A 23,159-nucleotide genomic window follows, 5' to 3' on the forward strand; every position below is an offset into this window, starting at 1 on the left:
CAATCGACCTGTAGGCAACGAACTTTCTCCATGGCATCCATTCTTCGCATTCTCGGCATCGAAACAAGCTGCGACGAAACCGCTGCAGCCATTGTCGAGCGCCGGGATGACGGCACGCCCACGGTCTGTTCCGATGTCGTCCTCAGCCAATTGGACGAGCATAGCGCCTATGGCGGAGTCGTGCCGGAAATCGCTGCGCGGGCGCATGTCGAGGCGCTGGATACGCTGATCGACGAGGCATTGAAACGCGCCAATGTGTCGCTCTTAGACGTCGATGCCATTGCCGCTACCTCCGGTCCAGGCCTCATCGGAGGGCTGCTCGTGGGGCTGATGACCGGCAAGGCGATCTCGCGCGCCACCGGCAAGCCATTATACGCCATCAACCATCTGGAAGGCCATGCGCTGACGGCGCGGCTGACGGACGGGCTTGCCTTTCCCTATCTCATGCTGCTCGTATCCGGCGGCCATACCCAGCTGATCCTGGTGCGTGGCGTCGGTCAGTACGAGCGCTGGGGCACCACCATTGACGATGCTCTCGGCGAAGCTTTCGACAAGACGGCGAAGCTTCTCGGGTTGCCTTATCCAGGCGGCCCGGCTGTGGAAGCAGCGGCCAGGAATGGCAATCCCGATCGCTTCGACCTTCCGCGGCCACTGGTCGGCGAAACGCGCCTTGATTTCTCTTTTTCCGGGCTGAAGACGGCGGTTCGGCAGGCGGCAACCGCCATTGCACCCGTCACGGAGCAGGATATCGCCGATATCTGTGCCTCCTTCCAGAAGGCGATCTCACGCACGCTGAAGGACCGCATCGGCCGTGGCCTGCAGCGCTTCAAGACGGAGTTTCCCAAAACGGCGGAACAGCCGTCGCTTGTGGTGGCGGGTGGTGTTGCCGCCAATCTTGAGCTGCGTCGCACACTACAGGAGCTTTGCGATGCCAACGGCTTCCGCTTCATCGCGCCGCCATTGAGATTGTGTACGGACAATGCCGTCATGATCGCCTGGGCCGGACTGGAGCGCATGGCGACGGGTGCCGCCCCTGACGATCTCGATGTGCAGCCGCGCTCGCGCTGGCCACTGGATCAGAAGGCGGAGACCCTGCTCGGACACGGCAAACGAGGAGCGAAGGCATGAGCGGCAACGAGCGGATCGCAGTCATCGGCGCCGGCGCTTTCGGTACGGCGCTTGCGGCAGTTATCGCGCTGACCGGCCGCAGCGAGGTCATTCTCGTTGGTCGCAATGCAGGCTTGATGGCCGATCTCTCAGCCGACCGCATGCATGATGCCGTTCTGCCCGGGATCGCACTGCCGGATTCGTTACAGTTTTCGGCCGAGGCAGATTCCATTTCCGATGCTGGCATCGTTCTTTTCGCCATGCCGTCGCAGGCGCAGGCCGATGCCGCCCGGCATTATGGCCCTTATCTTGCCAAGGATGCGATCGTCGTCACCTGCGCCAAGGGTATCGACAAGGTTTCCGGCGATCTCCTGACCGACATGCTGGAGCGGGAGTTGCCGCTGCATGCCATCGCCGTGCTCTCCGGCCCGGGCTTTGCCGCCGACATCGCCAAGGGCCTGCCGACCGCCATGGCAATCGCTGCCGCAGACATGGCCGTCGCGGAAAGGCTTGCACAGGCGATTTCCGGCCCGACCTTCCGCCTTTACGCCTCGGACGACCGCATCGGCGTGCAGCTCGGCGGCGCGCTGAAGAATGTTCTCGCCATCGCCTGCGGCATCGTCGAGGGCCGGGGCATCGGCGATTCCGCCCGTGCTGCCTTGATCAGCCGTGGCCTCGCCGAAATGTCGCGCTTCGTCGCGGCCAAGGGCGGCAAGGCAGAGACCGTGCGCGGGCTTTCCGGCCTTGGCGATCTCGTGCTGACGGCGACCAGCCATCAATCCCGCAATCTCAGATTCGGTATCGCGCTTGGCCAGGGTGACACCGTCGATCCGGCGCACGGCACGCTGGTCGAAGGCGCCTATGCCGCCTCCATCGCCGCGCGGCTCGCTCACAAGCTCGGCGTCGGCATGCCGATCACCGACGCAGTCTCCGCCATCATCGACGGCAAGCTCGACATCGCATCCGCCATCGGGCAATTGATGACACGGCCGATCACCACGGAATAGCTTGTATAGCTGCGTCGCTCTGGATATATTACTGGATATACAGGAGGCCCCCGATGACCGTTTCGCAGAAACGCGCAGTCCAGAATTACCGCTCCCGTCTTGGCGAGCGCGGTTTGGCACGATTCGAGGTGCTGGGGCTCGATGGTGACAAGGCTCTCCTCAGAGAAACTGCGCGACGGTTGGCTGAAGGTGGCGCCGAGTCGGCCCGTATTCGCGATGTTCTAACGAAGACCGTTTCGGGAGAGCCGCCGAAAAAGGGCGGTGTTTACGCTTGGCTGCGCAGCTCGCCGCTTGTTGGAGCGGATCTCGATCTTGAAAGGGTGAAGGGCAAAGTGCGCGAGATTGATCTTTGACACGCTATTTGCTCGACACGAACATCATCAGCAATACAATCAAACCTGAGCCGTCGCCCCATCTTGCACGTTGGTTAGAGGGTCAGGTGGATGATGATCTCTTTATAGCAGCGTCCACAATTGCCGAAATTCGGCGCGGCATCCTGATCATGCCGGCGGGACGTAAGCGTGATGATCTTGAAGCATGGTTTCTCGGCGGTCAGGGACCGCTGGCATATTTTGCGGGACGCATTCTTTCCTTTGACGAGGATGCTGCTTTGATCTGGGCGCAACTCATGGCCGAGGGCAGGATAGCGGGCAGACAACGCGACCCTATGGACATGTTGATCGCCTCCGTTGCAATTGCGAACGATTGCGTTATCGCGACCCATAATGAAGCCGATTTCTGGGGCCTAGATATCATCAATCCGCTCTGCGCAGAAATATGATGACCTCTCGTGATCGAGGCTTTATCCATCACCATCAATAGTTTTCGATTTTCTTGGGAGAATTAAACAATGCTGTTCGCCTTTGTCTGCAAGGACAAGCCCGGTCACCTGAATGTCCGCATGGAGACGCGCCCGGCGCATGTGGAGCATCTGAACAAGCTCAATGCCGAGGGCACGCTGAAGATGGCAGGTCCGTTCCTCGATGAAGAAGGCAAGCCGAACGGCAGCCTGGTGATCGTCGAGGCGGAAAGCGTCGAAGCGGCGGTCGCGATTGCCGATTCGGACCCCTATACGAAGGCCGGCCTGTTCGAGAGCGTCGAGGTCAAGCCATTCAACTGGGTCTTCAACAAGCCGGAGGCATGAGAGATGGCGCATTGGCTTTACAAATCCGAGCCGTCCTCCTGGTCGTGGCAGCAGCAGAAGGATGCCGGCGAAAAGGGAACCGAGTGGACCGGCGTGCGCAACTATCTCGCCCGCAACAACATGCGGGCCATGCAGATCGGCGACAAGGGCTTCTTCTATCATTCCAATGACGGGCTCGAAGTCGTCGGCATCGTCGAGGTCTGCGCATTGGCGCATCCGGATTCGACCGCCAAGGACGATCCGCGCTGGGAATGCGTCGACATCCGCGCCGTCCGCGACATGCCGAAGCCCGTGACCCTCAAGGACATCAAGGCCAACACAAAGCTTTCGCAGATGGCGCTCGTCACTTCCATGCGGCTTTCGGTGCAGCCGGTGACCGATGACGAGTGGCTCGAAGTCTGCCGCATGGGCGGGCTGGATAACCCTCCGGCCTGATTCGGTGGGTGGGGTTCGTTGAAAACCGATCCGGAAAGCTTCATCCGTGCCAATACCAGCCTGATGGCGCCGCCGCATGTGCCGGAAATCCGGCTGCATCTGGCAAGCGAGGCGCATGAGCTCTGGCTGAAGACGGAAGAGGAGCTGGAAGAGATCGGCCTGCCGCCGCCCTTCTGGGCCTTTGCCTGGGCAGGCGGCCAGGGCTTGGCGCGCTATATTCTCGATCACCCGGGGATCGTTGTCGGTAAAACGGTGATCGATTTTGCCAGCGGCTCCGGGCTTGTCGCTATTGCCGCCAGGCGTGCGGGTGCGCGGCATGTGCTAGCCATCGATATCGATCCCTGGGCAGGCACGGCAATCCGGCTCAATGCCGTTGAAAACGGCGTGGCCCTGGATTTCTCCGGCGACGATATTGTCGGGCAGGCCGTGGATGCGGGCGTCATTCTTGCCGGCGATGTCTTCTATGATCGCGATTTTGCCGCGAGCCTCGTTCCCTGGTTCCGGCGATTGGCAGGCGAGGGAAGGACCATTCTGGTCGGCGATCCCGGCAGAGCCTATCTTCCCAAGGATCGTCTGGAAGAGCAGGCGACCTATCAGGTGCCGGTGACGCGGGCGCTTGAGGATAGCGAAGTCAAGAAAACGACGGTCTGGCGGTTTCTTGCCGGTTGAGAATCATCAGTGCCGGATGACGCAGACGCCCGCTTCATACGAGCAGGGATTGCCGGCATAGCGAACATCGATGACCTTCGCCTTCGGCCGCAGCTGCATCGCAGCGGGCCGGGCATAAGGATTGTAGCCGCCATAGCCGATAACATAGGTGCCGCCATCGGCCCGATAGACGTCGGCTGAGCCGGCATAGCTGCCGGCACTCGCGGCGTCGCGGCGCTCCATCATCACGATTCTGGCTGGTTGCTGTCGTGCGCCACCCTGCGGTTCCGAAATCTGGTGCAGGCGCACGATGCCGGAGCGATCGTGATGGTGCCAGTGGCGATAGTCGCTGGCCGAAGTCGGCGTCGAGGAAAGAGCGGCTGCCGCCAAAATAAGCGCTGCTGCCTTGAAAAGATGCGGCTTCATGATTCGCCCCGCTTCCGATCGGTTAATGAAATCTTAACGGCAGATTGCCCCAAGACTGCCGCGAAGTCCACGCCAGGGTTGCCGAAATGGTAAATAGCCCGGAATGGGGAGTCCGTGGTTGCATGCTCGCTAAAGTGCAGAGCGATCCGAATCGATTAAATTCGATGCAGGCATCAATTGTGCTTGTCGATGGACGTCTGTGTGATTAATGGTCGCAATGATGCAACGCACACTGCGCATCTCTGCGCGCGCGTTGCCCCGGATATCCGGGTTCTAAGCGTATCGTAACGCCGCGAGGTTCTGATGGCGAACGTCACACAAAACCGGCCTCTGTCGCCGCATCTGCAAATCTACAAACCCATCCCCACCATGGTCATGTCGATCGTCCATCGTATCACCGGTGGCGCGCTCTACTTCGGCACGGTGCTGGTTGCCTGGTGGCTGATCGCCGCCGCGACGGGACAGGGCTATTTCGAGCTGGTCAACTGGATCATGGGCACGATCATCGGCCGCATCATCCTGCTCGGCTATACCTGGGCGCTGCTGCATCATATGCTGGGTGGCTTCCGTCATTTCATCTGGGATCTCGGGCATGGTTTTGATCCCGCCGTCTCGACGAAGATGGCCAAATTCACGCTCATCGCCTCGATCTGTCTGACCGCGCTGGTCTGGATCATCGGCATCGCCATCCGCCTGGGTTGATTGGCATGATCGTTCCCGGAAGCGCTCGGGCGCCTTTCGGGATCATGCTTTAAAGGATATTTCTCATGGATATGCGCACTCCTCTGGGCAAAGTCCGCGGTCTCGGTTCCGCCAAGGAAGGCACCGATCATTTCTGGCGCCAGCGCCTGACCGCCGTTGCCAACGTTCCCCTCTTCCTCTTCTTCGTCATCTTCCTGATCATCTATGCCGGCGCGCCCTACGCGGAAGTCGTGCATGCGATCTCGAACCCGATCGTGGCCGTGATCTTCGGCTTGATGGTGCTCTCCGGCGTCATTCACATGAAGCTCGGCATGCAGGTCATCATCGAGGACTATGTCCACGGCGAGTTCGGCAAGATCGTCCTTCTCATGCTCAACACGTTCTTCGCGATCATCATGGCCGGGCTCTGTCTTTTCGCCATTCTGAAGATCGCGTTCGTAGGATAATTGCATCATGGCACCGAACTCATCTGCTCAGAATGGGGCTGCCCAGAACGGGAAAGCCTACAAGTACATCGATCACTCCTATGACGTGATCGTCGTCGGCGCCGGCGGCGCCGGCCTGCGCGCCACGCTCGGCATGGCCGAGCAGGGCTTCCGCACGGCCTGCATCACCAAGGTCTTCCCCACCCGTTCGCACACGGTCGCGGCGCAAGGCGGCATTGCCGCCTCGCTGCAGAACATGACGCCGGACAGCTGGCAGTGGCACCTCTACGACACCGTCAAGGGTTCCGACTGGCTCGGCGACGTCGATGCCATGCAGTACATGGTCATGGAAGCGCCGAAGGCCGTCTACGAGCTCGAGCATTATGGCGTGCCCTTCTCGCGCAACGAAGAAGGCAAGATCTATCAGCGCCCGTTCGGCGGCCACATGCAGAATTTCGGCGAAGGACCGCCGGTGCAGCGCACCTGTGCCGCCGCCGACCGTACCGGCCACGCCATTCTGCACACGCTCTACGGCCAGTCGCTGCGCAACAATGCGGAATTCTTCATCGAATATTTCGCGCTCGACCTCATCATGTCCGACGATGGCAGCCGTTGCACCGGCGTCGTCGCCTGGTGCCTCGATGACGGCACGATCCATCGCTTCGCCGCCAAGATGGTGGTGCTGGCGACCGGCGGCTATGGCCGCGCCTATTTCTCGGCGACGTCTGCCCATACCTGCACCGGCGACGGTGGCGGCATGGTGGCCCGCGCCGGCCTGCCGTTGCAGGACATGGAATTCGTGCAGTTCCATCCGACCGGCATCTACGGCTCGGGCTGCCTGATTACCGAAGGTGCACGCGGCGAAGGTGGTTACCTCGTCAATTCCGAGGGCGAGCGCTTCATGGAGCGTTACGCTCCTTCGGCCAAGGACCTTGCTTCGCGCGATGTCGTTTCGCGCTGCATGACGCTGGAAATCCGCGAGGGCCGCGGCGTCGGCAAGAACAAGGACCACATCTTCCTGCATCTCGACCACCTCGATCCGGCCGTGCTGCATGAGCGTCTTCCAGGCATTTCCGAGAGCGCCCGCATCTTTGCTGGTGTCGACGTGACTCGCGATCCGATCCCGGTCCTGCCGACCGTTCACTACAACATGGGCGGCATTCCGACGAACTATTGGGGCGAAGTGCTCAACGCCGACAGCAACAATCCGGAGCGCGTGTTGCCGGGCCTGATGGCCGTCGGCGAAGCCGGCTGTGCTTCGGTGCACGGCGCCAACCGCCTCGGCTCCAACTCGCTGATCGACCTTGTGGTTTTCGGCCGTGCCGCTGCCATCCGCGCCGGCCAGGTCATCGACCGCAACAGCCCGGTTCCGCCTGTGAATGTCGCCGCCTGCGACAAGATCATGGATCGCTTCGATCGCCTGCGCCACGCCAGCGGCTCGACACCGACGGCAGCACTGCGCGAGAAAATGCAGCGCGCCATGCAGGAAGACGCCGCCGTGTTCCGCACCCAGGAATCGCTGGAATCCGGTTGCCGCCGCCTTTCGGAAATCTGGAAGGAAATGGCCGACATCAAGGTCACCGACCGCTCGCTGATCTGGAACTCCGATCTCGTCGAGACGCTTGAGCTGCACAATCTGATGGCCAACGCCATCACGACGATTTATGGCGCCGAGGCCCGCAAGGAAAGCCGTGGCTCGCATGCCCGCGAGGACTATACTGAGGGCAAGTTCGCCGGCCGTGACGACGAAAACTGGCGCAAGCATACGCTCGCCTGGGTTAACGAGGCAGGCGACGTGACGCTCGACTATCGTCCGGTTCACACCGACCTGATCGCCGAAGGCATCGATCCGCACAAGATCGAGCCGAAGGCACGCGTGTACTGATCTGAGAGGAACTGACCATGGTTGAACTCGCTCTCCCCAAGAACTCTCAGATGCGCGAAGGCAAGGTCTGGCCGAAGCCGGTCGGCGCCAAGAATACGCGCGAATTCCGCGTTTATCGCTGGAGCCCGGATGACGGCCAGAACCCGAGCATCGATACCTATTATATCGATGTCGACGATTGCGGCCCGATGGTGCTCGACGGTCTGCTCTACATCAAGAACAAGATCGATCCGACGCTGACGCTGCGCCGCTCCTGTCGCGAAGGCATTTGCGGTTCCTGCGCGATGAACATCGACGGCACCAACACGCTCGCCTGCACCAAGGGTCTGGACGAGATCAAGGGCACGGTGAAGATCTATCCGCTACCGCATATGCCCGTCGTCAAGGACCTTGTGCCGGATCTGACGAACTTCTACGCCCAGCACCGCTCGATCGAGCCCTGGCTGAAGACGGTTTCGCCGCCGCCGGCCAAGGAATGGAAGCAGAGCCATGAAGATCGCCTGAAGCTCGACGGTCTCTACGAGTGCATCCTGTGCGCCTGCTGCTCGACTTCCTGTCCGAGCTACTGGTGGAACGGCGACCGCTATCTCGGCCCGGCTGTCCTCCTGCAGGCCTATCGCTGGCTGATCGATTCCAGAGACGAAGCCAAGGGCGAACGCCTCGACAATCTCGAGGACCCCTTCCGCCTCTATCGCTGCCACACGATCATGAACTGCGCCCAGACCTGCCCGAAGGGTCTGAACCCGGCCAAGGCAATCGCCGAAATCAAGAAGATGATGGTCGAGCGGCGGGTCTAACCCGCTGCTCCGATCTTTTTCGACGCGCCCTCAATGCCTAGGGGGCGTCGAAATTCGCCGCTCGCGTCTATTTTGCCTCTGGTTCGGTGAGTTGAGCCTTGAAACCACCCGATTCTTGTCCAGCTATGGCCTTCGGCAATTTGTGGCGGTATCGACTTGATTAACCAAAGTGAAATACGATAATTCGGACATCATTAAACATCACTTTGCAGATGTCAGCGGTGGACAATCATTTAGGAGTGTGATGATGCAGTTTAGATATGCAGTGACGGCTGCGGTGATTGGCCTGTCGCTTGCCGGTTGCCAGCGCACGGCATACAATAACGACAGTTATTCGTCTCCGGCACCACTGCAGGCTCAGCCTGTTCCCTCCGTACAATCCAGCCAGCTTCCGCCTCCCGGCGCCGGCAACGGTTCGCAATTCCCGGCGGCGCCGGCGAGCGCGCCGAATGCGGCCAATCCGGCACAGCAGCAGGCAATGGCGGCTTCGGCCATGGATGTCACGAAGGAATCGATGGTCGGCAGCTGGAAGGTGAGCAACGGCGGATCGAGCTGCGACATGTTCCTGACGCTGACCAACCTCGGCAGCGGCTCGCGCGGCGGTACGCGCGGCTGTGCGGGCGAACTCACCTCCATGGGGTCGTGGGAAGTGTCCGGCAAGCAGGTTCTCCTGAAGAATCGTGACGGTTCGACGATCGGTACGGTCTACAAGACGGCCGATTCGCGTTTTGACGGTTCGACTGCCTCCGGCCAGCCGCTCAGCCTCAGCCGATAAGCTTATTTTGAAAGGGGCAGCACCCTTCGGGTGCGCCCTCATTTTGCACAGGCGGATATTTCCCCATGCAGCCCATGCCAGACTATTCGATCAGCGTCTGCGAACAGCTGAAGGCGCTGACGGCGTCCGGATCCCTCCAGGTGGATTCGGCGCAGATGGATGTGGCGAAAATGCTGGACCGCGTGCTTGCCGATCTCAAGCGCAAGCGGCCTGCAGCTAAGAGCAGCGCGCTCGGCTGGATGTTTGCCGCACGCAAGAAGTCGGTCGAGACGATCAAGGGCCTCTATATTCACGGCAGCGTCGGGCGCGGCAAGACCATGTTGATGGACATGTTCTTCTCGATGGCGCCCTGCCAGAAGAAACGCCGGGCGCATTTCTTCGAGTTCATGACCGATGTGCACAATCGCATTGCGGCGCAGCGGCTGAAATTCAAGAACGGCGAGACCAAGCAGGCCGATCCCATACCGCCTGTCGCCGCCGATCTCTATGCCGAAGCCGAACTGCTGTGCTTCGACGAATTTACGGTGACGGATATCGCCGATGCGATGATCCTGTCGCGGCTGTTTTCCGAGCTGTTCTCGCTCGGCTGCGTACTGATCGCCACCTCGAATGTCGAGCCCGATAATCTCTATCGTGACGGGCTCAATCGCGGCCTCTTCCTGCCCTTCATCGATCTCCTCAAGAAGCATGTCGATGTGGTGACGCTGGATTCGCCGACCGATTACCGCATGGAGAAGCTGAACAGTCAGCCCGTCTATCTGACGCCGCTCGACCAGCGCACCGACATGGCGATGGATGCCTCCTGGATGCAGGCGCTGCACGGGCGCAAGGCGCAGCCGGTGGAAATCCCGATGAAGGGGCGCTCCATCCATGTGCCGCTGGCCGTCGACCGCATGGCGCGTTTTTCCTTCGCCGATCTCTGCGACGCGCCGCTCGGTCCTGCCGATTTCCTCGCCATCGCCGAACGTTTTGACACGATCTTCCTCGATCGCGTGCCGAAGCTCGGGCCGGACAAGCGCAACCAGACGAAGCGTTTCATCATTCTGATCGACGCGCTCTACGACCATAATATCCGCCTCTACGTCTCCGCGGCTGCCATGCCGGAAGATCTGCTCGAGGAGCGGCGGGGGACCGAGGGCTTCGAATTCGACCGCACGGCATCGCGGCTTTTCGAGATGCGCAGCGCCGAATATCTCGCTCAGACTCCGGCCAAGCGCGCCGCCGAGTAACAATTCGGTGACAGATTAACTTACGTTTACGTAAGAATTTTTCGATCTAACCGATTGAAATTCCTGATCTCAAAATAATCAATTGCCAATTTCGACCTTTGGGTCTATGCGATTGGCGGCTATTGTGGATGCCTGTCACGGTGTCCCGCCACGGATTTTGATCGCAAAGGATACACCGAAATGGCGCGCAACAAGATCGCACTTATTGGTTCTGGCATGATTGGTGGCACGCTGGCGCATCTCGCCGGCCTGAAGGAACTGGGCGACATCGTCCTGTTCGACATCGCGGACGGCATTCCTCAGGGCAAGGGTCTCGACATCGCCCAGTCTTCTCCGGTCGAAGGCTTCGACGCCAACCTCACCGGCGCCAGCGACTATTCCGCGATCGAAGGCGCTGACGTCTGCATCGTCACCGCCGGCGTTCCCCGCAAGCCGGGCATGAGCCGCGACGATCTTCTCGGCATCAACCTCAAGGTCATGGAACAGGTCGGCGCCGGCATCAAGAAGTATGCCCCGAACGCTTTCGTGATCTGCATCACCAACCCGCTCGACGCCATGGTCTGGGCGCTGCAGAAGTTCTCGGGCCTGCCGACCAACAAGGTCGTCGGCATGGCCGGCGTGCTCGACAGCTCGCGCTTCCGCCTGTTCCTCGCCAAGGAATTCAACGTCTCGGTCGAAGACGTCACCGCTTTCGTTCTCGGTGGTCACGGCGACTCGATGGTTCCGCTCGCTCGCTACTCCACCGTTGCCGGCATCCCGCTGACCGACCTCGTTACCATGGGCTGGCTGACGGCCGAGCGCCTCGAAGAAATCATCCAGCGTACCCGTGACGGCGGCGCCGAGATCGTCGGCCTGCTGAAGACCGGCTCGGCCTACTACGCTCCGGCTGCTTCCGCCATCGCGATGGCTGAATCCTACCTCAAGGACAAGAAGCGCGTCCTGCCTTGCGCCGCTCACCTCGACGGCCAGTATGGCGTCAAGGACATGTATGTCGGCGTTCCCACCGTCATCGGTGCGGGCGGCATCGAGCGCGTCATCGAAATCGACCTGAACAAGGCCGAAAAGGAAGCCTTCGACAAGTCGGTCGCAGCCGTTGCCGGTCTTTGCGAAGCCTGCGCCACGATCGCGCCGTCGCTGAAGTAATTTCCGCGTTCCAACAGGGATAGACCCATGAACATTCATGAATACCAGGCCAAGGCGCTGTTGAAGAGCTATGGCGCCCCCGTCGCGGACGGCGTTGCCATCTTCTCCGCCGATGAAGCCGCCGCTGCTGCCAAGCAGCTTCCCGGCCCGCTTTACGTCGTCAAGAGCCAGATCCACGCTGGCGGCCGCGGCAAGGGCAAGTTCAAGGAACTCGGCCCGGACGCCAAGGGCGGCGTTCGCCTCGCCAAGTCCGTTGACGACGTCGTCGCCAACGCCAAGGACATGCTCGGCAACACGCTGGTCACCAAGCAGACCGGCCCGGCCGGCAAGCAGGTCAACCGCCTCTACATCGAAGATGGCGCCGACATCGACCGCGAACTCTATCTCTCGATCCTGGTCGACCGCTCCGTCGGTCAGGTTGCCTTCGTCGTTTCGACCGAAGGCGGCATGGACATCGAGACCGTTGCGCACGACACGCCGGAAAAGATCATCACCGTTGCCATCGACCCGTCGACGGGCGTGACGGCTGCCAATGCGGCGGCTCTGTCCGACGCGCTGAAGCTCGAAGGTGCTGCCCGCGAAGATGCTGCCAAGCTCTTCCCGATCCTCTACAAGGCCTTCGTCGAGAAGGACATGGCGCTGCTGGAAGTCAACCCGCTGATCGTCATGACCAGCGGCCGCCTGCGCGTTCTCGACGCCAAGGTTTCCTTCGACGGCAACGCTCTCTTCCGTCACGAAGACGTCCGCGCGCTGCGCGACACGTCGGAAGAAGACGAGAAGGAAATCCAGGCGCACGAATACGACCTCGCCTATGTCGCCCTCGACGGCAACATCGGCTGCATGGTCAACGGTGCCGGTCTCGCCATGGCAACCATGGACATCATCAAGCTCTACGGCGCTGAGCCGGCGAACTTCCTCGATGTCGGCGGTGGCGCAACCAAGGAAAAGGTTACGGCCGCTTTCAAGATCATCACCGCCGATCCGGCTGTCCAGGGCATTCTGGTCAACATCTTCGGCGGCATCATGAAGTGCGACGTCATTGCCGAAGGCGTGCTCGCAGCCGTCAAGGAAGTCGGTCTGAAGGTTCCGCTCGTCGTTCGCCTCGAAGGCACCAATGTCGAGCTCGGCAAGAAGATCATCAACGAATCCGGTCTCAACGTCATCTCCGCAGATGACCTGGACGATGCCGCCCAGAAGATCGTCAAGGCAGTCAAGGGCTGATCGGGATGGCTGCTTCCTTCGCTCCAACGGCTGCTCATCTTCGCCTCGGTGCCTTTGCCGGCACCTGGGAAGGAGAAGAGCATGTTGCGACTTCGGCCTGGACGAAGGAAGGCACGGCGACCGCGCAGCTTACGGCCGAGTGTCTGTTCGGCGGATTTTTCGTCGAACAGCGCTATATCCAGACGCGCGATGGCGAAACCTCGTTCGAAGCCCGGAATATTCTCGGCTTCGCCGCTGCGGATCAGGCCTACAAGCTTTATCAGTTCGATACGGTGGGCTTTGTGCCCGCCGCGCCGGCTTCCGGCGAGTGGATCGACGACAAGCTTGTCCTGACCCGGGTCTCGCCGCGCGGTGCGCAGCGCACTCTCTTCCAGTTCGAAAATGAAGACTGCTACCGCATGGGCGTCACGTTCTCGCCCGCCGGCAGCGATACATGGCAGGAGGTCGTCAGCGGCTTGTACCGTCGCGTTGCCTCCGCGTCTTCCAACCTCTCGTAACAAAGGCCTCGCATGTCTATTCTCATCAACAAAGACACCAAGGTTCTGGTTCAGGGCCTGACCGGCAAGACCGGTACCTTCCACACCGAACAGGCGCTTGCCTATCACGGCACGAAGATGGTCGGCGGTATCCACCCCTCCAAGGGCGGTGAAACCTGGACCGGCAAGGACGGCGAAAAGCTGCCGATCTTCAAGTCCGTCGCCGAAGGCAAGGACGCAACCGGCGCCAACGCCTCGGTCATCTATGTGCCGCCGGCAGGCGCTGCGGCTGCGATCCTCGAAGCGATCGAAGCCGAGATCCCGCTCATCGTCTGCATCACGGAAGGCATTCCGGTCGCCGACATGGTCAAGGTCAAGGATCGCCTCATCAAGTCGAAGTCGCGCCTGATCGGACCGAACTGCCCGGGCGTGCTGACCCCGAACGAATGCAAGATCGGCATCATGCCGGGCTCCATCTTCAAGAAGGGCTCCGTCGGCGTTCTCTCGCGTTCCGGCACGCTGACCTATGAAGCCGTGTTCCAGACCACCAACGAAGGCCTCGGCCAGACGACGGCCGTCGGCATCGGCGGCGACCCGGTCAAGGGCACCGAGTTCATCGACATCCTGGAAATGTTCCTCGCCGACGACGAAACCAAGTCGATCATCATGATCGGCGAAATCGGCGGTTCGGCTGAAGAAGAAGCCGCACAGTTCCTCAAGGACGAAGCCAAGAAGGGCCGCAAGAAGCCGATGGTCGGTTTCATCGCCGGCCGCACGGCACCTCCCGGCCGCACCATGGGCCATGCTGGCGCCGTGATTTCCGGCGGCAAGGGCGGCGCGGAAGACAAGATTGCGGCGATGGAAGCAGCAGGCATCCGCGTGTCGCCGTCGCCGGCGCGTCTCGGCAAGACGCTGGTGGAAGTCCTGAAGGGCTGAGCCTACCTATAGCAACGCCGGACGGGGCGGCATTCGCCTTGTCCCGTCCGGTTTCAGAATTCGCAAGTGCATACCTACGGCCTTAAGGGCCGCGAACGAAATACGGTCGCCGGGGACCCGAAAACCGGCAATGCAAACAAGTTGGGAGACGGGCGAAAGCGCCCGCAGATTCACCATGGCAAGGCAAGAAGCCAACGAGCAATTTCAGATCACCTCGTTCCTGGATGGCGCCAATGCTGCCTATATCGAGCAGCTCTACGCGCGCTATGAGGACGATCCTTCATCGGTCTCCGACGAATGGCGGTCTTTCTTCAAGGCGCTCGAGGATAGCCCCGACGATGTGAAGAGGGCAGCCAAGGGCGCCTCCTGGCAGCGCAAGAACTGGCCGATCCCGGCAAAGGGCGATCTGGTTTCCGCGCTCGACGGCGACTGGGGCGTTGTCGAGAAGGTCATCGAAACCAAGCTGAAGGCGAAAGCCGAAACCGCCGGTACGCCGGCGAGCGCCACCGACGTCCTGCAGGCGACGCGCGATTCCGTCCGCGCCATCATGATGATCCGCGCCTATCGCATGCGCGGCCATCTGCACGCCAAGCTCGACCCGCTCGGCATCGCCGCACCGGTCGAAGACTACAAGGAACTGTCGCCGGAAGCCTATGGCTTCACCGAGGCCGACTTCGACCGCAAGATCTTCATCGACAACGTGCTCGGCCTGGAATTCGCGACCATTCGCGAGATGATCGAGATCCTTGAGCGCACCTACTGCTCCACCCTCGGCGTCGAGTTCATGCACATCTCCAATCCGGAGGAAAAGGCCTGGATTCAGGAACGCATCGAAGGGCCGGACAAGGGCATCGCGTTCAATCCTGAGCGCAAGAAGGCCATCCTCCAGAAGGTCATCGAAGCCGAAGGCTACGAGCAGTTTCTCGACGTCAAGTTCAAGGGCACCAAGCGCTTCGGCCTCGACGGCGGTGAATCGCTGATCCCGGCACTCGAACAGATCCTGAAGAGCGGCAGCCAGCTCGGCCTTCGCGAAGCCGTGTTCGGCATGGCCCATCGCGGCCGTCTGAACGTGCTGTCCCAGGTCATGGGCAAGCCGCATCGCGCCATCTTCCACGAGTTCAAGGGCGGCTCCTATGCGCCTGACGAAGTCGAAGGTTCTGGCGACGTGAAGTACCATCTGGGCGCCTCCTCGGACCGCGATTTCGACGGCGCCAAGGTGCACGTTTCGCTGACCGCAAACCCGTCGCATCTGGAAATCGTCAACCCGGTCGTCATGGGCAAGGCCCGCGCCAAGCAGGACATGGGCGCCACCCAATGGGACGGCGATATCATCCCGCTGTCCGAGCGCGCCAAGGTCGTGCCGCTGTTGATCCATGGTGACGCGGCTTTCGCCGGCCAGGGCGTCGTTGCCGAAATCCTCGGCCTTTCCGGTCTGCGCGGTCACCGCGTTGCCGGCACGATGCACGTCATCATCAACAACCAGATCGGTTTCACCACCAATCCGGCCTTCTCGCGTTCGTCGCCCTATCCGTCCGACGTCGCCAAGATGATCGAAGCGCCGATCTTCCACGTGAATGGCGACGATCCGGAAGCGGTCGTTTATGCCGCGAAGATCGCGACTGAATTCCGCATGAAGTTCCACAAGCCCGTTGTGGTCGACCTCTTCTGCTACCGCCGTTACGGCCACAATGAAGGCGACGAGCCGTCCTTCACACAGCCGAACATGTACAAGGTCATCCGCGCCCACAAGACGGTGCTGCAGCTCTACTCGCAGCGGCTGATCAGCGAAGGCGTGCTGACCGAAGGCGAAGTCGAGAAGATGAAGGCCGACTGGCGCGCTCACCTTGAGCAGGAGTTCGAGGCCGGGCAGTCCTACAAGCCGAACAAGGCCGACTGGCTTGACGGCGAGTGGTCCGGTCTGCATACGGCCGACAACGCCGATGAGCAGCGCCGTGGCAAGACCGCCGTGCCGATGAAGTCGCTGAAGGAAATCGGCCGCAAGCTGTCGGAAATCCCGTCTGGCTTCCATGCGCACCGCACCATCCAGCGCTTCATGGAAAACCGCGCCAACATGGTGCAGACCGGCGAGGGCATCGATTGGGCCATGGCGGAAGCCCTGGCCTTCGGTTCGCTCGTCGTCGAGGGCCACAAGATTCGCCTGTCCGGCCAGGACTGCGAACGCGGCACCTTCTCGCAGCGTCATTCGGTCCTCTACGATCAGGAGACCGAAGAGCGCTACATTCCGCTCGCCAATCTCTCGCCGACGCAGGCCCGCTACGAAGTCATCAACTCGATGCTCTCGGAAGAAGCGGTTCTCGGCTTCGAGTACGGCTATTCGCTGGCTCGTCCGAACGCGCTGACCCTCTGGGAAGCCCAGTTCGGCGACTTCGCCAACGGTGCGCAGGTCGTCTTCGACCAGTTCATCTCGTCGGGCGAACGCAAGTGGCTGCGCATGTCCGGCCTCGTCTGCCTTCTGCCGCACGGCTATGAAGGTCAGGGTCCGGAACACTCTTCCGCTCGTCTGGAACGCTATCTCCAGCTCTGCGCCGAAGACAACATGCAGGTCGCCAACGTCACGACGCCGGCGAACTACTTCCACATCCTGCGCCGTCAGCTGAAGCGCGACTTCCGCAAGCCGCTGATCCTGATGACGCCGAAGTCGCTGCTGCGCCACAAGCGCGCCGTATCGACGCTTGCGGAGATGGCGGGCGAAAGCTCCTTCCATCGCCTGCTGTGGGACGATGCCGAACTGATCAAGGACGGCCCGATCAAGCTGCAGAAGGACAACAAGATCCGTCGCGTCGTCATCTGCTCGGGCAAGGTCTATTACGATCTGTTGGAAGAGCGCGAGAAGCGCGGCATCGACGATATCTACCTGCTGCGCATCGAACAGCTCTATCCATTCCCGGCCAAGGCGCTCATCAACGAGCTCAGCCGCTTCCGCAATGCGGAGATGGTCTGGTGCCAGGAAGAGCCAAAGAACATGGGCGCATGGTCCTTCATCGATCCTTACCTGGAGTGGGTGCTTGCCCATATCGATGCCAAGTATCAGCGCGTTCGCTACACCGGCCGTCCGGCCGCCGCCTCTCCGGCGACGGGCCTGATGTCCAAGCATCTGTCGCAGCTTGCGGCGTTCCTTGAGGACGCGCTCGGCGGTTGAGGGGTTGCGCGATGACCGGTTTTCGTTTGAAAGTCGTGTCGTCGCGTCCCAGCCTTCCGCATGATGCGACGGGGGAGAAGATGGCCGCCATGCAGACACGTGCCGCCTGTCGCCACAATCAGGCAAATGCCCGGCCGGCCGATGTCGTCCGGGTGTCTGCGCCGCGGCGTATCACCCGTCCCCCGGCCCTCTGTCGCCGGAATTCCATCTAACTCATAAAGACGAAAATCAGGATTTGAACAATGGCCACTGAAATCCGCGTTCCTACCCTCGGCGAATCCGTCAGCGAAGCGACCGTCGGCACCTGGTTCAAGAAGGTCGGCGATGCCATCAAGGCTGATGAGCCGCTTCTCGAACTTGAAACCGACAAGGTCACGATCGAAGTTCCGGCGCCTTCTGCTGGTACGCTTTCCGAAATCGTTGCCCAGGCCGGCGAAACCGTAGGCCTCGGCGCACTGCTCGGCCAGATCTCCGCCGGTAACGGCGCTGCCGCCGCTCCTGCACAGGCTGCCGCACCTGCTGCACCGGCCCCTGCCGCTGCTGCACCGGTTGCAGCGCCCGCCGTGTCCGCTCCGGCTTCCTCGATGCCGCCGGCACCGGCTGCCGGTAAGCTGCTTGCCGAAAACAATCTCTCCGCCGATCAGGTCGAAGGCAGCGGCAAGCGCGGCCAGGTCCTGAAGGGTGATGTCATCGCCGCTGTCGCCAAGGCTGCTTCGGCGCCTGCCGCCGCACCGGCTGCACCTGTCGCCGCCCGCGCCCCGACCGCTGTCGAGGACGTCAGCCGCGAAGAGCGCGTGAAGATGACGCGCCTGCGCCAGACGATTGCCCGCCGCCTCAAGGATGCGCAGAACACCGCCGCCATGCTCACCACCTATAACGAGGTGGATATGAAGGCCGTCATGGACCTGCGCAACAAGTACAAGGACGTCTTCGAGAAGAAGCACGGCGTGAAGCTCGGCTTCATGGGCTTCTTCACCAAGGCCGTTACCCATGCGCTGAAGGAACTGCCTGCCGTCAACGCCGAGATCGACGGTACCGACATCGTCTACAAGAACTACTGCCACATCGGCATGGCCGTCGGCACCGACAAGGGCCTCGTCGTTCCTGTTATCCGTGATGCCGACCAGATGTCGATTGCAGAGGTCGAGAAGGAGCTTGGCCGTCTGGCGAAGGCTGCTCGCGACGGCACGCTGTCGATGGCCGACATGCAGGGCGGCACGTTCACCATCACCAATGGTGGTGTCTACGGTTCGCTGATGTCCTCGCCGATCCTGAACGCACCGCAGTCGGGCATTCTCGGCATGCACAAGATCCAGGAGCGTCCGGTCGCGATCGGTGGTCAGGTCGTCATTCGCCCGATGATGTATCTGGCGCTCTCCTACGATCACCGCATGGTCGACGGCAAGGAAGCGGTCACCTTCCTCGTGCGCGTCAAGGAAAGCCTGGAAGATCCGGAACGTCTCGTTCTCGATCTCTAAGGGGAGCGTTGGATCATGTCGACATGGCCCATGCGGACGCTGCGCGGATTGTTGTGCGCCGTCGCCGCATGGGTGCCATCGTCCGCCAGTGCGGGTGAACTCGACATTTCCAAGCTCAGCAGCAATCTCGATCTGGCGTCGCTTGGCGACGCCGATCTCGCCGCCCGCTCGATCAATGTCCTGCGTATCGGCAAGGTGGAATTGACCTCCGGGCGCATCGTTGCCAGCGACCCGCTCGTCGGGCCTGACCGGCCGGCGCTTGTCCGCACTGTTCCTCCTGGCGATTATCCCGTCACGCTCTATCAGGCCTTCGGCCGCATCGCCGCTGCCGGCATGCGCTTCGCCGAGGGCAATCCGGTGCGCTGGGAGCTCGCTTTGATCCCCGGCCAGGATATCGACACGCTGAAGGGTGACGAATTCTTCGGCTATCCGGTCGATGCCGGGCTCGGCTGCTACATGGATGCCGATACCTTCGCGCTGATCCAGGAGCGCGAAAAGCAGGTCCAGCTGGAGAAGGCGTCGTCGGATATCAACTATTATGACGATGTCCTTGCGCCGGAACTGAGCGCCAACAGCGACAACTACGTTATGCATCGGCCGGTATCGGGCAAGCGCGGCAATGTCGCGATCTTCTGGAGCGGCTGGGGCGACGGTTTCTATCCGGTTTTCTGGGGGCTCGATGCCAGTGGCCGACCGCTCGTGCTATTCACCGATTTCGGCGTAACCGAGAATGCCGATGGCCGGCATGAGCCAGGAGGGGAATGACCATGCCGGCTCAGAACATGATGGCACGACTGGCCTCAATGCCCTTGGTAACGCTGACTTGCGCGGTTGCTCCCGTCTTTGCCCAGGCAGAAGAATGCGTGCAGGAAAAGGCCGTCTACGTCGATATGGACAATGCCTACGAGCTGCGCTTCGAACCCATGGATTCGGAATCTGCTGTCAGCAATAAGTTCAAGCTTGCCGTGCGCAATACTACCCTTGTCGCCGAAGGCGTTGTCATGCGCAGCGACGATCAGCTACGCGCTGATGGCCGTATCATGTTCGAATGCCCGGAGGGCGACGTGACCGGGGCCGATCTTAGAGCCTGCACCGTGTGGCAAGGCATGGTCTATGCCTCGGATCTGAAAGGCCATATCCGCGCATTGCCGGGAGAAGGCGAGAGCGCGGCCGACCGGCTGTTCCTGCCGGCGCTTGGCCCGTCGATCCAGAAGTCGTCCCTCTGGGGCAAGGGCAAGGCGACCATCGCGCCCTGGGATGTCCTTAGTCTGAAAGGATGCAATCAATGACCGAAGACGCACCTGTTCTTCTCGTGACCGGCGGCAGCCGCGGCATCGGTGCTGCGGTCTGCCTCGCTGCCGCTCAGCATGGCTGGGCCGTGGCGGTCAATTACGCCGCCAACAAGGATGCCGCCGAGGCTGTGGTGGGGACGATCGTTGACGCCGGCGGCGAGGCGATTGCGATTGCCGGCGATGTCGGCAAGCCCGAGGATATCAAATCCATCTTCGCCAAGGTCGATGCGCATTTCGGCAGGATCGACGGGCTCGTCAACAATGCCGGTATCGTCGATAGTGTGCAGCGTGTCGACGAAATGACATCGCAGCGGCTCGATCGTATGTTCCGCATCAATGTGACCGGTTCGATCCTTTGCGCCGGTCAGGCCGTGCTTCGCATGTCGACCAAGCACGGCGGCAAGGGCGGTGTGATCGTCAATGTATCATCCATGGCTGCGATCCTTGGCTCCGCCGGTCAATATGTCGACTATGCCGCATCCAAGGCCGCGATCGATACCTTCACGCTCGGTTTGGCGCGCGAAGTCGCGACCGAGGGCATCCGCGTGAATGCTGTGCGCCCAGGCATCGTCGATACCGATATTCATGCGTCTGGCGGACTACCCGACCGGGCGCGCGACATGAGCCCTCTTATTCCAATGCAGCGGCCCGGTACGGCGGACGAAGTAGCGGATGCCATCCTCTATCTTCTGAGCCCGCACGCATCCTATATAACCGGCTCCATCCTCAATGTGAGCGGCGGCCGCTGATCGGAAAGGGTCGATAAGATGCAGTATATTCTCGAATTTCTCGGCTTGATGGCGGTGTTTTCCATCTTCATCGTCGTTCCGGGCGCCGATTTTGCCGTCATCCTGCGCCAGAGCATCGTGCATGGCCGCCGTGCCGCCATGATGACCGGGCTCGGCATGGGCTTTTCGCTGCTCTTCCACATCAGCTACACCATTCTCGGCCTCGGCCTGATCGTGTCGCAGTCGCTGATGCTCTTCAGCCTGATCAAATGGGCCGGCGTGGCCTATCTCGTCTATCTCGGCATCAAATCCTTCCGCCAGCCGGGCTTTAAGGTGAGGGATGTCGAGATTACCGAGGAGGACCGCAAGCCGGTTTCCGTCTGGCGCTGCCTGGCGACGGGCTTCGTTACCAACGCGCTCAATCCGAAGCCGGTGCTGTTCTTCCTGTCGCTGTTTTCGACGCTCGTCCATCACGACACGCCGGCGCTCATCCAGTTCAGCTACGGCATCGGCATGGCGACGGCGCTGGTCGCCTGGTTCGCCGGCGTTTCTACCTTCTTCACCGTCAAACCGGTGCGCGATCGCTTCATCGCGTCAGGCAAATGGTTCAACCGCATCACCGGAGCGGCGCTTGTCGGCTTCGGCATCCGCCTCGCCTTGGCACGGGCGACTGACTAACAAAGACATAAAACAAGGAAATTAAAACATGTCCTACGATGTGATCATTATCGGAACCGGCCCCGGCGGCTATGTCTGCGCAGTCAAGGCAGCGCAGCTCGGCCTGAAGGTCGCGGTCGTCGAAAAGCGCGCGACCTATGGCGGCACCTGCCTCAATGTCGGCTGCATTCCGTCCAAGGCGCTGCTGCATGCTTCCGAAGTGTTCCATCATGCCGGTCATGGCATGGACGCGCTTGGCGTCGAGGTTGCCGCACCGAAGCTCAATCTTGAAAAGATGCTGGCGCACAAGGATGCGACGGTGAAGTCGAATGTCGACGGCGTCGCCTTCCTGTTCAAGAAGAACAAGATCGATGCCTTCCAGGGCACCGGCAAGATCGTTTCCGCCAGCAAGGTTTCCGTGACCGCCGACGACGGCAAGGTCACCGAGATCGAAGGCAAGAACATCGTCATTGCCACCGGCTCCGACGTTGCCGGCATTCCAGGTGTTCCGCTCGAGATCGACGAGAAGGTCATCATCTCGTCGACGGGCGGCATCGCGCTCGACAAGGTTCCGGGCAAGATGATCGTGGTCGGCGGCGGCGTCATCGGCCTCGAACTCGGCTCGGTCTGGTCGCGCCTCGGCTCCAAGGTCACGGTCGTCGAATATCTCGACACCATCCTCGGCGGCATGGATGGGGAAGTCTCCAAGCAGTTCCAGCGCATGCTCGCCAAGCAGGGTCTCGAGTTCCATCTCGGCGCCAAGGTTGTCGGTGTCGAAAAAACCGGCAATGGCGCCAAGGTCACCTTCGAGCCGGTCAAGGGCGGCGACAAGGTCGTGCTCGATGCCGATGTCGTCCTCGTTGCCACCGGCCGCAAGCCGTACACGGCAGGTCTCTGCCTCGAGGAAGCCGGCGTTGTCCTCGACAATCGCGGCCGCGTCGAGATCGACGGTCACTTCAAGACCAATGTCGCCGGCATCTATGCCATCGGCGACGTGGTGAAGGGTCCGATGCTGGCGCACAAGGCGGAAGACGAGGGCGTGGCGCTTGCTGAAATCCTCGCTGGTCAGGCCGGCCATGTGAACTACGACGTCATTCCGAGCGTCGTCTACACACAGCCGGAAGTCGCCTCCGTCGGCAAGACCGAGGAAGAGCTGAAGGCCGCGGGCATCGCCTATAAGGTCGGCAAGTTCCCGTTCTCCGCGAACGGCCGTGCCCGCGCCATGCTGGCGACCGACGGTTTCGTCAAGATTCTGGCCGACAAGGAAACGGACCGCGTTCTCGGCGGTCACATCGTCGGCTTCGGCGCTGGCGAAATGATCCATGAGATTGCCGTGCTGATGGAATTCGGCGGTTCGTCGGAAGATCTCGGCCGTACCTGCCATGCTCACCCGACGATGTCGGAAGCCGTCAAGGAAGCCGCACTCGCGACCTTCTTCAAGCCGATCCACATGTAAGATCGGACGATCCCGGCGAGACAAGCGCCGGG

General features: G+C 61.3%; 25 protein-coding genes. 24 read left to right on the top strand and 1 reads right to left on the bottom strand.

Features of this window, described 5'->3' with window-relative positions:
• Positions 1-30: 30 nt before the first annotated feature.
• The 7 genes from tsaD (at position 31) to GA0061103_RS28790 (ending at position 4,362) form a co-directional block, all read left to right on the top strand.
• Entirely contained in the window at positions 31-1,128 is a 1,098-nt protein-coding gene (gene tsaD, locus GA0061103_RS28760; protein WP_092717430.1) for a tRNA (adenosine(37)-N6)-threonylcarbamoyltransferase complex transferase subunit TsaD, read from the top strand.
• Positions 1,125-2,114 (top strand): NAD(P)H-dependent glycerol-3-phosphate dehydrogenase, encoded by a 990-nt coding sequence (locus GA0061103_RS28765; RefSeq protein ID WP_092717433.1) that lies wholly within the window; start codon positions 1,125-1,127, stop codon positions 2,112-2,114. Before tsaD ends, GA0061103_RS28765 begins: the two co-directional genes overlap by 4 nt.
• Before the next feature lie 53 nt (positions 2,115-2,167).
• Positions 2,168-2,467: a hypothetical protein gene (locus GA0061103_RS28770; protein WP_092717436.1), complete on the top strand. Its 300-nt coding sequence runs from the start codon at positions 2,168-2,170 to the stop codon at positions 2,465-2,467.
• On the top strand, positions 2,464-2,895 hold the full coding sequence (locus GA0061103_RS28775; protein WP_092717439.1) for a PIN domain-containing protein: 432 nt from the start codon (positions 2,464-2,466) through the stop codon (positions 2,893-2,895). The genes GA0061103_RS28770 and GA0061103_RS28775 overlap by 4 nt, the downstream gene beginning before the upstream one ends.
• A 69-nt stretch (positions 2,896-2,964) precedes the next feature.
• The gene (locus GA0061103_RS28780) at positions 2,965-3,258 is read left to right on the top strand and encodes a YciI-like protein (protein ID WP_092717442.1); all 294 of its coding nucleotides are present in this window, start codon (positions 2,965-2,967) and stop codon (positions 3,256-3,258) included.
• A 3-nt stretch (positions 3,259-3,261) separates the two neighbouring features.
• A complete protein-coding gene (locus tag GA0061103_RS28785; RefSeq protein WP_092717445.1) occupies positions 3,262-3,693 on the top strand; it encodes an EVE domain-containing protein in 432 nt (143 codons plus the stop codon).
• A gap of 18 nt (positions 3,694-3,711) precedes the next feature.
• Positions 3,712-4,362 (top strand): class I SAM-dependent methyltransferase, encoded by a 651-nt coding sequence (locus tag GA0061103_RS28790; protein WP_092717448.1) that lies wholly within the window; start codon positions 3,712-3,714, stop codon positions 4,360-4,362.
• A gap of 6 nt (positions 4,363-4,368) precedes the next feature.
• On the opposite strand, the gene GA0061103_RS28795 is transcribed toward GA0061103_RS28790, so the two are convergent.
• A complete protein-coding gene (locus GA0061103_RS28795; protein ID WP_092717451.1) occupies positions 4,369-4,767 on the bottom strand; it encodes a hypothetical protein in 399 nt (132 codons plus the stop codon).
• A 303-nt stretch (positions 4,768-5,070) separates the two neighbouring features.
• Between GA0061103_RS28795 and sdhC the strand changes: the two genes are divergently transcribed.
• From sdhC to lpdA, 17 genes are all read left to right on the top strand, one after another.
• Positions 5,071-5,469, top strand: coding sequence for a succinate dehydrogenase, cytochrome b556 subunit (gene sdhC, locus GA0061103_RS28800; RefSeq protein WP_092717454.1), 399 nt, complete (start codon positions 5,071-5,073; stop codon positions 5,467-5,469).
• Between the two features lie 65 nt (positions 5,470-5,534).
• Positions 5,535-5,915, top strand: a complete 381-nt coding sequence (gene sdhD, locus GA0061103_RS28805) for a succinate dehydrogenase, hydrophobic membrane anchor protein (protein WP_092717457.1) — start codon at positions 5,535-5,537, stop codon at positions 5,913-5,915.
• A 7-nt stretch (positions 5,916-5,922) separates the two neighbouring features.
• Entirely contained in the window at positions 5,923-7,779 is a 1,857-nt protein-coding gene (gene sdhA / locus GA0061103_RS28810) for a succinate dehydrogenase flavoprotein subunit (RefSeq protein WP_092717460.1), read from the top strand.
• A gap of 17 nt (positions 7,780-7,796) precedes the next feature.
• Positions 7,797-8,576 (top strand): succinate dehydrogenase iron-sulfur subunit, encoded by a 780-nt coding sequence (locus GA0061103_RS28815; RefSeq protein ID WP_075853671.1) that lies wholly within the window; start codon positions 7,797-7,799, stop codon positions 8,574-8,576.
• Positions 8,577-8,823: 247 nt separating this feature from the next.
• The gene (locus tag GA0061103_RS28820; RefSeq protein WP_075853829.1) at positions 8,824-9,351 is read left to right on the top strand and encodes a protease inhibitor Inh/omp19 family protein; all 528 of its coding nucleotides are present in this window, start codon (positions 8,824-8,826) and stop codon (positions 9,349-9,351) included.
• A gap of 65 nt (positions 9,352-9,416) precedes the next feature.
• Positions 9,417-10,580, top strand: a complete 1,164-nt coding sequence (gene zapE, locus GA0061103_RS28825) for a cell division protein ZapE (RefSeq protein WP_092717463.1) — start codon at positions 9,417-9,419, stop codon at positions 10,578-10,580.
• 180 nt (positions 10,581-10,760) lie between these two features.
• On the top strand, positions 10,761-11,723 hold the full coding sequence (mdh, locus tag GA0061103_RS28830) for a malate dehydrogenase (RefSeq protein WP_015341411.1): 963 nt from the start codon (positions 10,761-10,763) through the stop codon (positions 11,721-11,723).
• A 27-nt stretch (positions 11,724-11,750) separates the two neighbouring features.
• A complete protein-coding gene (gene sucC, locus GA0061103_RS28835) occupies positions 11,751-12,944 on the top strand; it encodes an ADP-forming succinate--CoA ligase subunit beta (protein WP_092717466.1) in 1,194 nt (397 codons plus the stop codon).
• Between the two features lie 5 nt (positions 12,945-12,949).
• Positions 12,950-13,441 (top strand): DUF1579 family protein, encoded by a 492-nt coding sequence (locus GA0061103_RS28840; RefSeq protein WP_092717469.1) that lies wholly within the window; start codon positions 12,950-12,952, stop codon positions 13,439-13,441.
• A 12-nt stretch (positions 13,442-13,453) separates the two neighbouring features.
• On the top strand, positions 13,454-14,356 hold the full coding sequence (gene sucD / locus GA0061103_RS28845; protein ID WP_068388874.1) for a succinate--CoA ligase subunit alpha: 903 nt from the start codon (positions 13,454-13,456) through the stop codon (positions 14,354-14,356).
• Positions 14,357-14,531: 175 nt separating this feature from the next.
• Positions 14,532-17,516 carry a 2-oxoglutarate dehydrogenase E1 component gene (locus GA0061103_RS28850; RefSeq protein ID WP_092717899.1) on the top strand — a complete coding sequence of 995 codons (2,985 nt, stop codon included), beginning with the start codon at positions 14,532-14,534 and terminating at the stop codon, positions 17,514-17,516.
• Positions 17,517-17,758: 242 nt separating this feature from the next.
• Positions 17,759-18,994, top strand: a complete 1,236-nt coding sequence (odhB, locus tag GA0061103_RS28860; protein WP_092717472.1) for a 2-oxoglutarate dehydrogenase complex dihydrolipoyllysine-residue succinyltransferase — start codon at positions 17,759-17,761, stop codon at positions 18,992-18,994.
• Between the two features lie 15 nt (positions 18,995-19,009).
• Positions 19,010-19,759 carry a DUF4241 domain-containing protein gene (locus GA0061103_RS28865; RefSeq protein ID WP_092717475.1) on the top strand — a complete coding sequence of 250 codons (750 nt, stop codon included), beginning with the start codon at positions 19,010-19,012 and terminating at the stop codon, positions 19,757-19,759.
• A complete protein-coding gene (locus tag GA0061103_RS28870) occupies positions 19,756-20,283 on the top strand; it encodes a hypothetical protein (RefSeq protein WP_425349556.1) in 528 nt (175 codons plus the stop codon). Before GA0061103_RS28865 ends, GA0061103_RS28870 begins: the two co-directional genes overlap by 4 nt.
• The gene (locus GA0061103_RS28875) at positions 20,280-21,035 is read left to right on the top strand and encodes an SDR family oxidoreductase (protein WP_092717478.1); all 756 of its coding nucleotides are present in this window, start codon (positions 20,280-20,282) and stop codon (positions 21,033-21,035) included. The genes GA0061103_RS28870 and GA0061103_RS28875 overlap by 4 nt, the downstream gene beginning before the upstream one ends.
• 18 nt (positions 21,036-21,053) lie before the next feature.
• A complete protein-coding gene (locus GA0061103_RS28880) occupies positions 21,054-21,692 on the top strand; it encodes a LysE family translocator (RefSeq protein WP_092717481.1) in 639 nt (212 codons plus the stop codon).
• A gap of 28 nt (positions 21,693-21,720) precedes the next feature.
• Entirely contained in the window at positions 21,721-23,127 is a 1,407-nt protein-coding gene (gene lpdA, locus GA0061103_RS28885; RefSeq protein ID WP_092717484.1) for a dihydrolipoyl dehydrogenase, read from the top strand.
• Positions 23,128-23,159 lie beyond the last annotated feature (32 nt).

Source organism: Martinezella multihospitum (assembly GCF_900094585.1).
Taxonomy (GTDB): domain Bacteria; phylum Pseudomonadota; class Alphaproteobacteria; order Rhizobiales; family Rhizobiaceae; genus Rhizobium; species Rhizobium multihospitium.

Bases quoted from the DNA above. Each gene is read 5' to 3' on its own strand.
- tsaD (WP_092717430.1), top strand. From the start codon at position 31: ATGGCATCCATTCTTCGCATTCTCGGCATCGAAACAAGCTGCGACGAA.
- GA0061103_RS28765 (WP_092717433.1), top strand. From the start codon at position 1,125: ATGAGCGGCAACGAGCGGATCGCAGTCATCGGCGCCGGCGCTTTCGGT.
- GA0061103_RS28770 (WP_092717436.1), top strand. From the start codon at position 2,168: ATGACCGTTTCGCAGAAACGCGCAGTCCAGAATTACCGCTCCCGTCTT.
- GA0061103_RS28780 (WP_092717442.1), top strand. From the start codon at position 2,965: ATGCTGTTCGCCTTTGTCTGCAAGGACAAGCCCGGTCACCTGAATGTC.
- GA0061103_RS28785 (WP_092717445.1), top strand. From the start codon at position 3,262: ATGGCGCATTGGCTTTACAAATCCGAGCCGTCCTCCTGGTCGTGGCAG.
- GA0061103_RS28795 (WP_092717451.1), bottom strand. From the start codon at position 4,767: ATGAAGCCGCATCTTTTCAAGGCAGCAGCGCTTATTTTGGCGGCAGCC.
- sdhC (WP_092717454.1), top strand. From the start codon at position 5,071: ATGGCGAACGTCACACAAAACCGGCCTCTGTCGCCGCATCTGCAAATC.
- sdhD (WP_092717457.1), top strand. From the start codon at position 5,535: ATGGATATGCGCACTCCTCTGGGCAAAGTCCGCGGTCTCGGTTCCGCC.
- sdhA (WP_092717460.1), top strand. From the start codon at position 5,923: ATGGCACCGAACTCATCTGCTCAGAATGGGGCTGCCCAGAACGGGAAA.
- GA0061103_RS28815 (WP_075853671.1), top strand. From the start codon at position 7,797: ATGGTTGAACTCGCTCTCCCCAAGAACTCTCAGATGCGCGAAGGCAAG.
- GA0061103_RS28820 (WP_075853829.1), top strand. From the start codon at position 8,824: ATGCAGTTTAGATATGCAGTGACGGCTGCGGTGATTGGCCTGTCGCTT.
- zapE (WP_092717463.1), top strand. From the start codon at position 9,417: ATGCAGCCCATGCCAGACTATTCGATCAGCGTCTGCGAACAGCTGAAG.
- mdh (WP_015341411.1), top strand. From the start codon at position 10,761: ATGGCGCGCAACAAGATCGCACTTATTGGTTCTGGCATGATTGGTGGC.
- sucC (WP_092717466.1), top strand. From the start codon at position 11,751: ATGAACATTCATGAATACCAGGCCAAGGCGCTGTTGAAGAGCTATGGC.
- GA0061103_RS28840 (WP_092717469.1), top strand. From the start codon at position 12,950: ATGGCTGCTTCCTTCGCTCCAACGGCTGCTCATCTTCGCCTCGGTGCC.
- sucD (WP_068388874.1), top strand. From the start codon at position 13,454: ATGTCTATTCTCATCAACAAAGACACCAAGGTTCTGGTTCAGGGCCTG.
- GA0061103_RS28850 (WP_092717899.1), top strand. From the start codon at position 14,532: ATGGCAAGGCAAGAAGCCAACGAGCAATTTCAGATCACCTCGTTCCTG.
- odhB (WP_092717472.1), top strand. From the start codon at position 17,759: ATGGCCACTGAAATCCGCGTTCCTACCCTCGGCGAATCCGTCAGCGAA.
- GA0061103_RS28865 (WP_092717475.1), top strand. From the start codon at position 19,010: ATGTCGACATGGCCCATGCGGACGCTGCGCGGATTGTTGTGCGCCGTC.
- GA0061103_RS28870 (WP_425349556.1), top strand. From the start codon at position 19,756: ATGACCATGCCGGCTCAGAACATGATGGCACGACTGGCCTCAATGCCC.
- GA0061103_RS28875 (WP_092717478.1), top strand. From the start codon at position 20,280: ATGACCGAAGACGCACCTGTTCTTCTCGTGACCGGCGGCAGCCGCGGC.
- GA0061103_RS28880 (WP_092717481.1), top strand. From the start codon at position 21,054: ATGCAGTATATTCTCGAATTTCTCGGCTTGATGGCGGTGTTTTCCATC.
- lpdA (WP_092717484.1), top strand. From the start codon at position 21,721: ATGTCCTACGATGTGATCATTATCGGAACCGGCCCCGGCGGCTATGTC.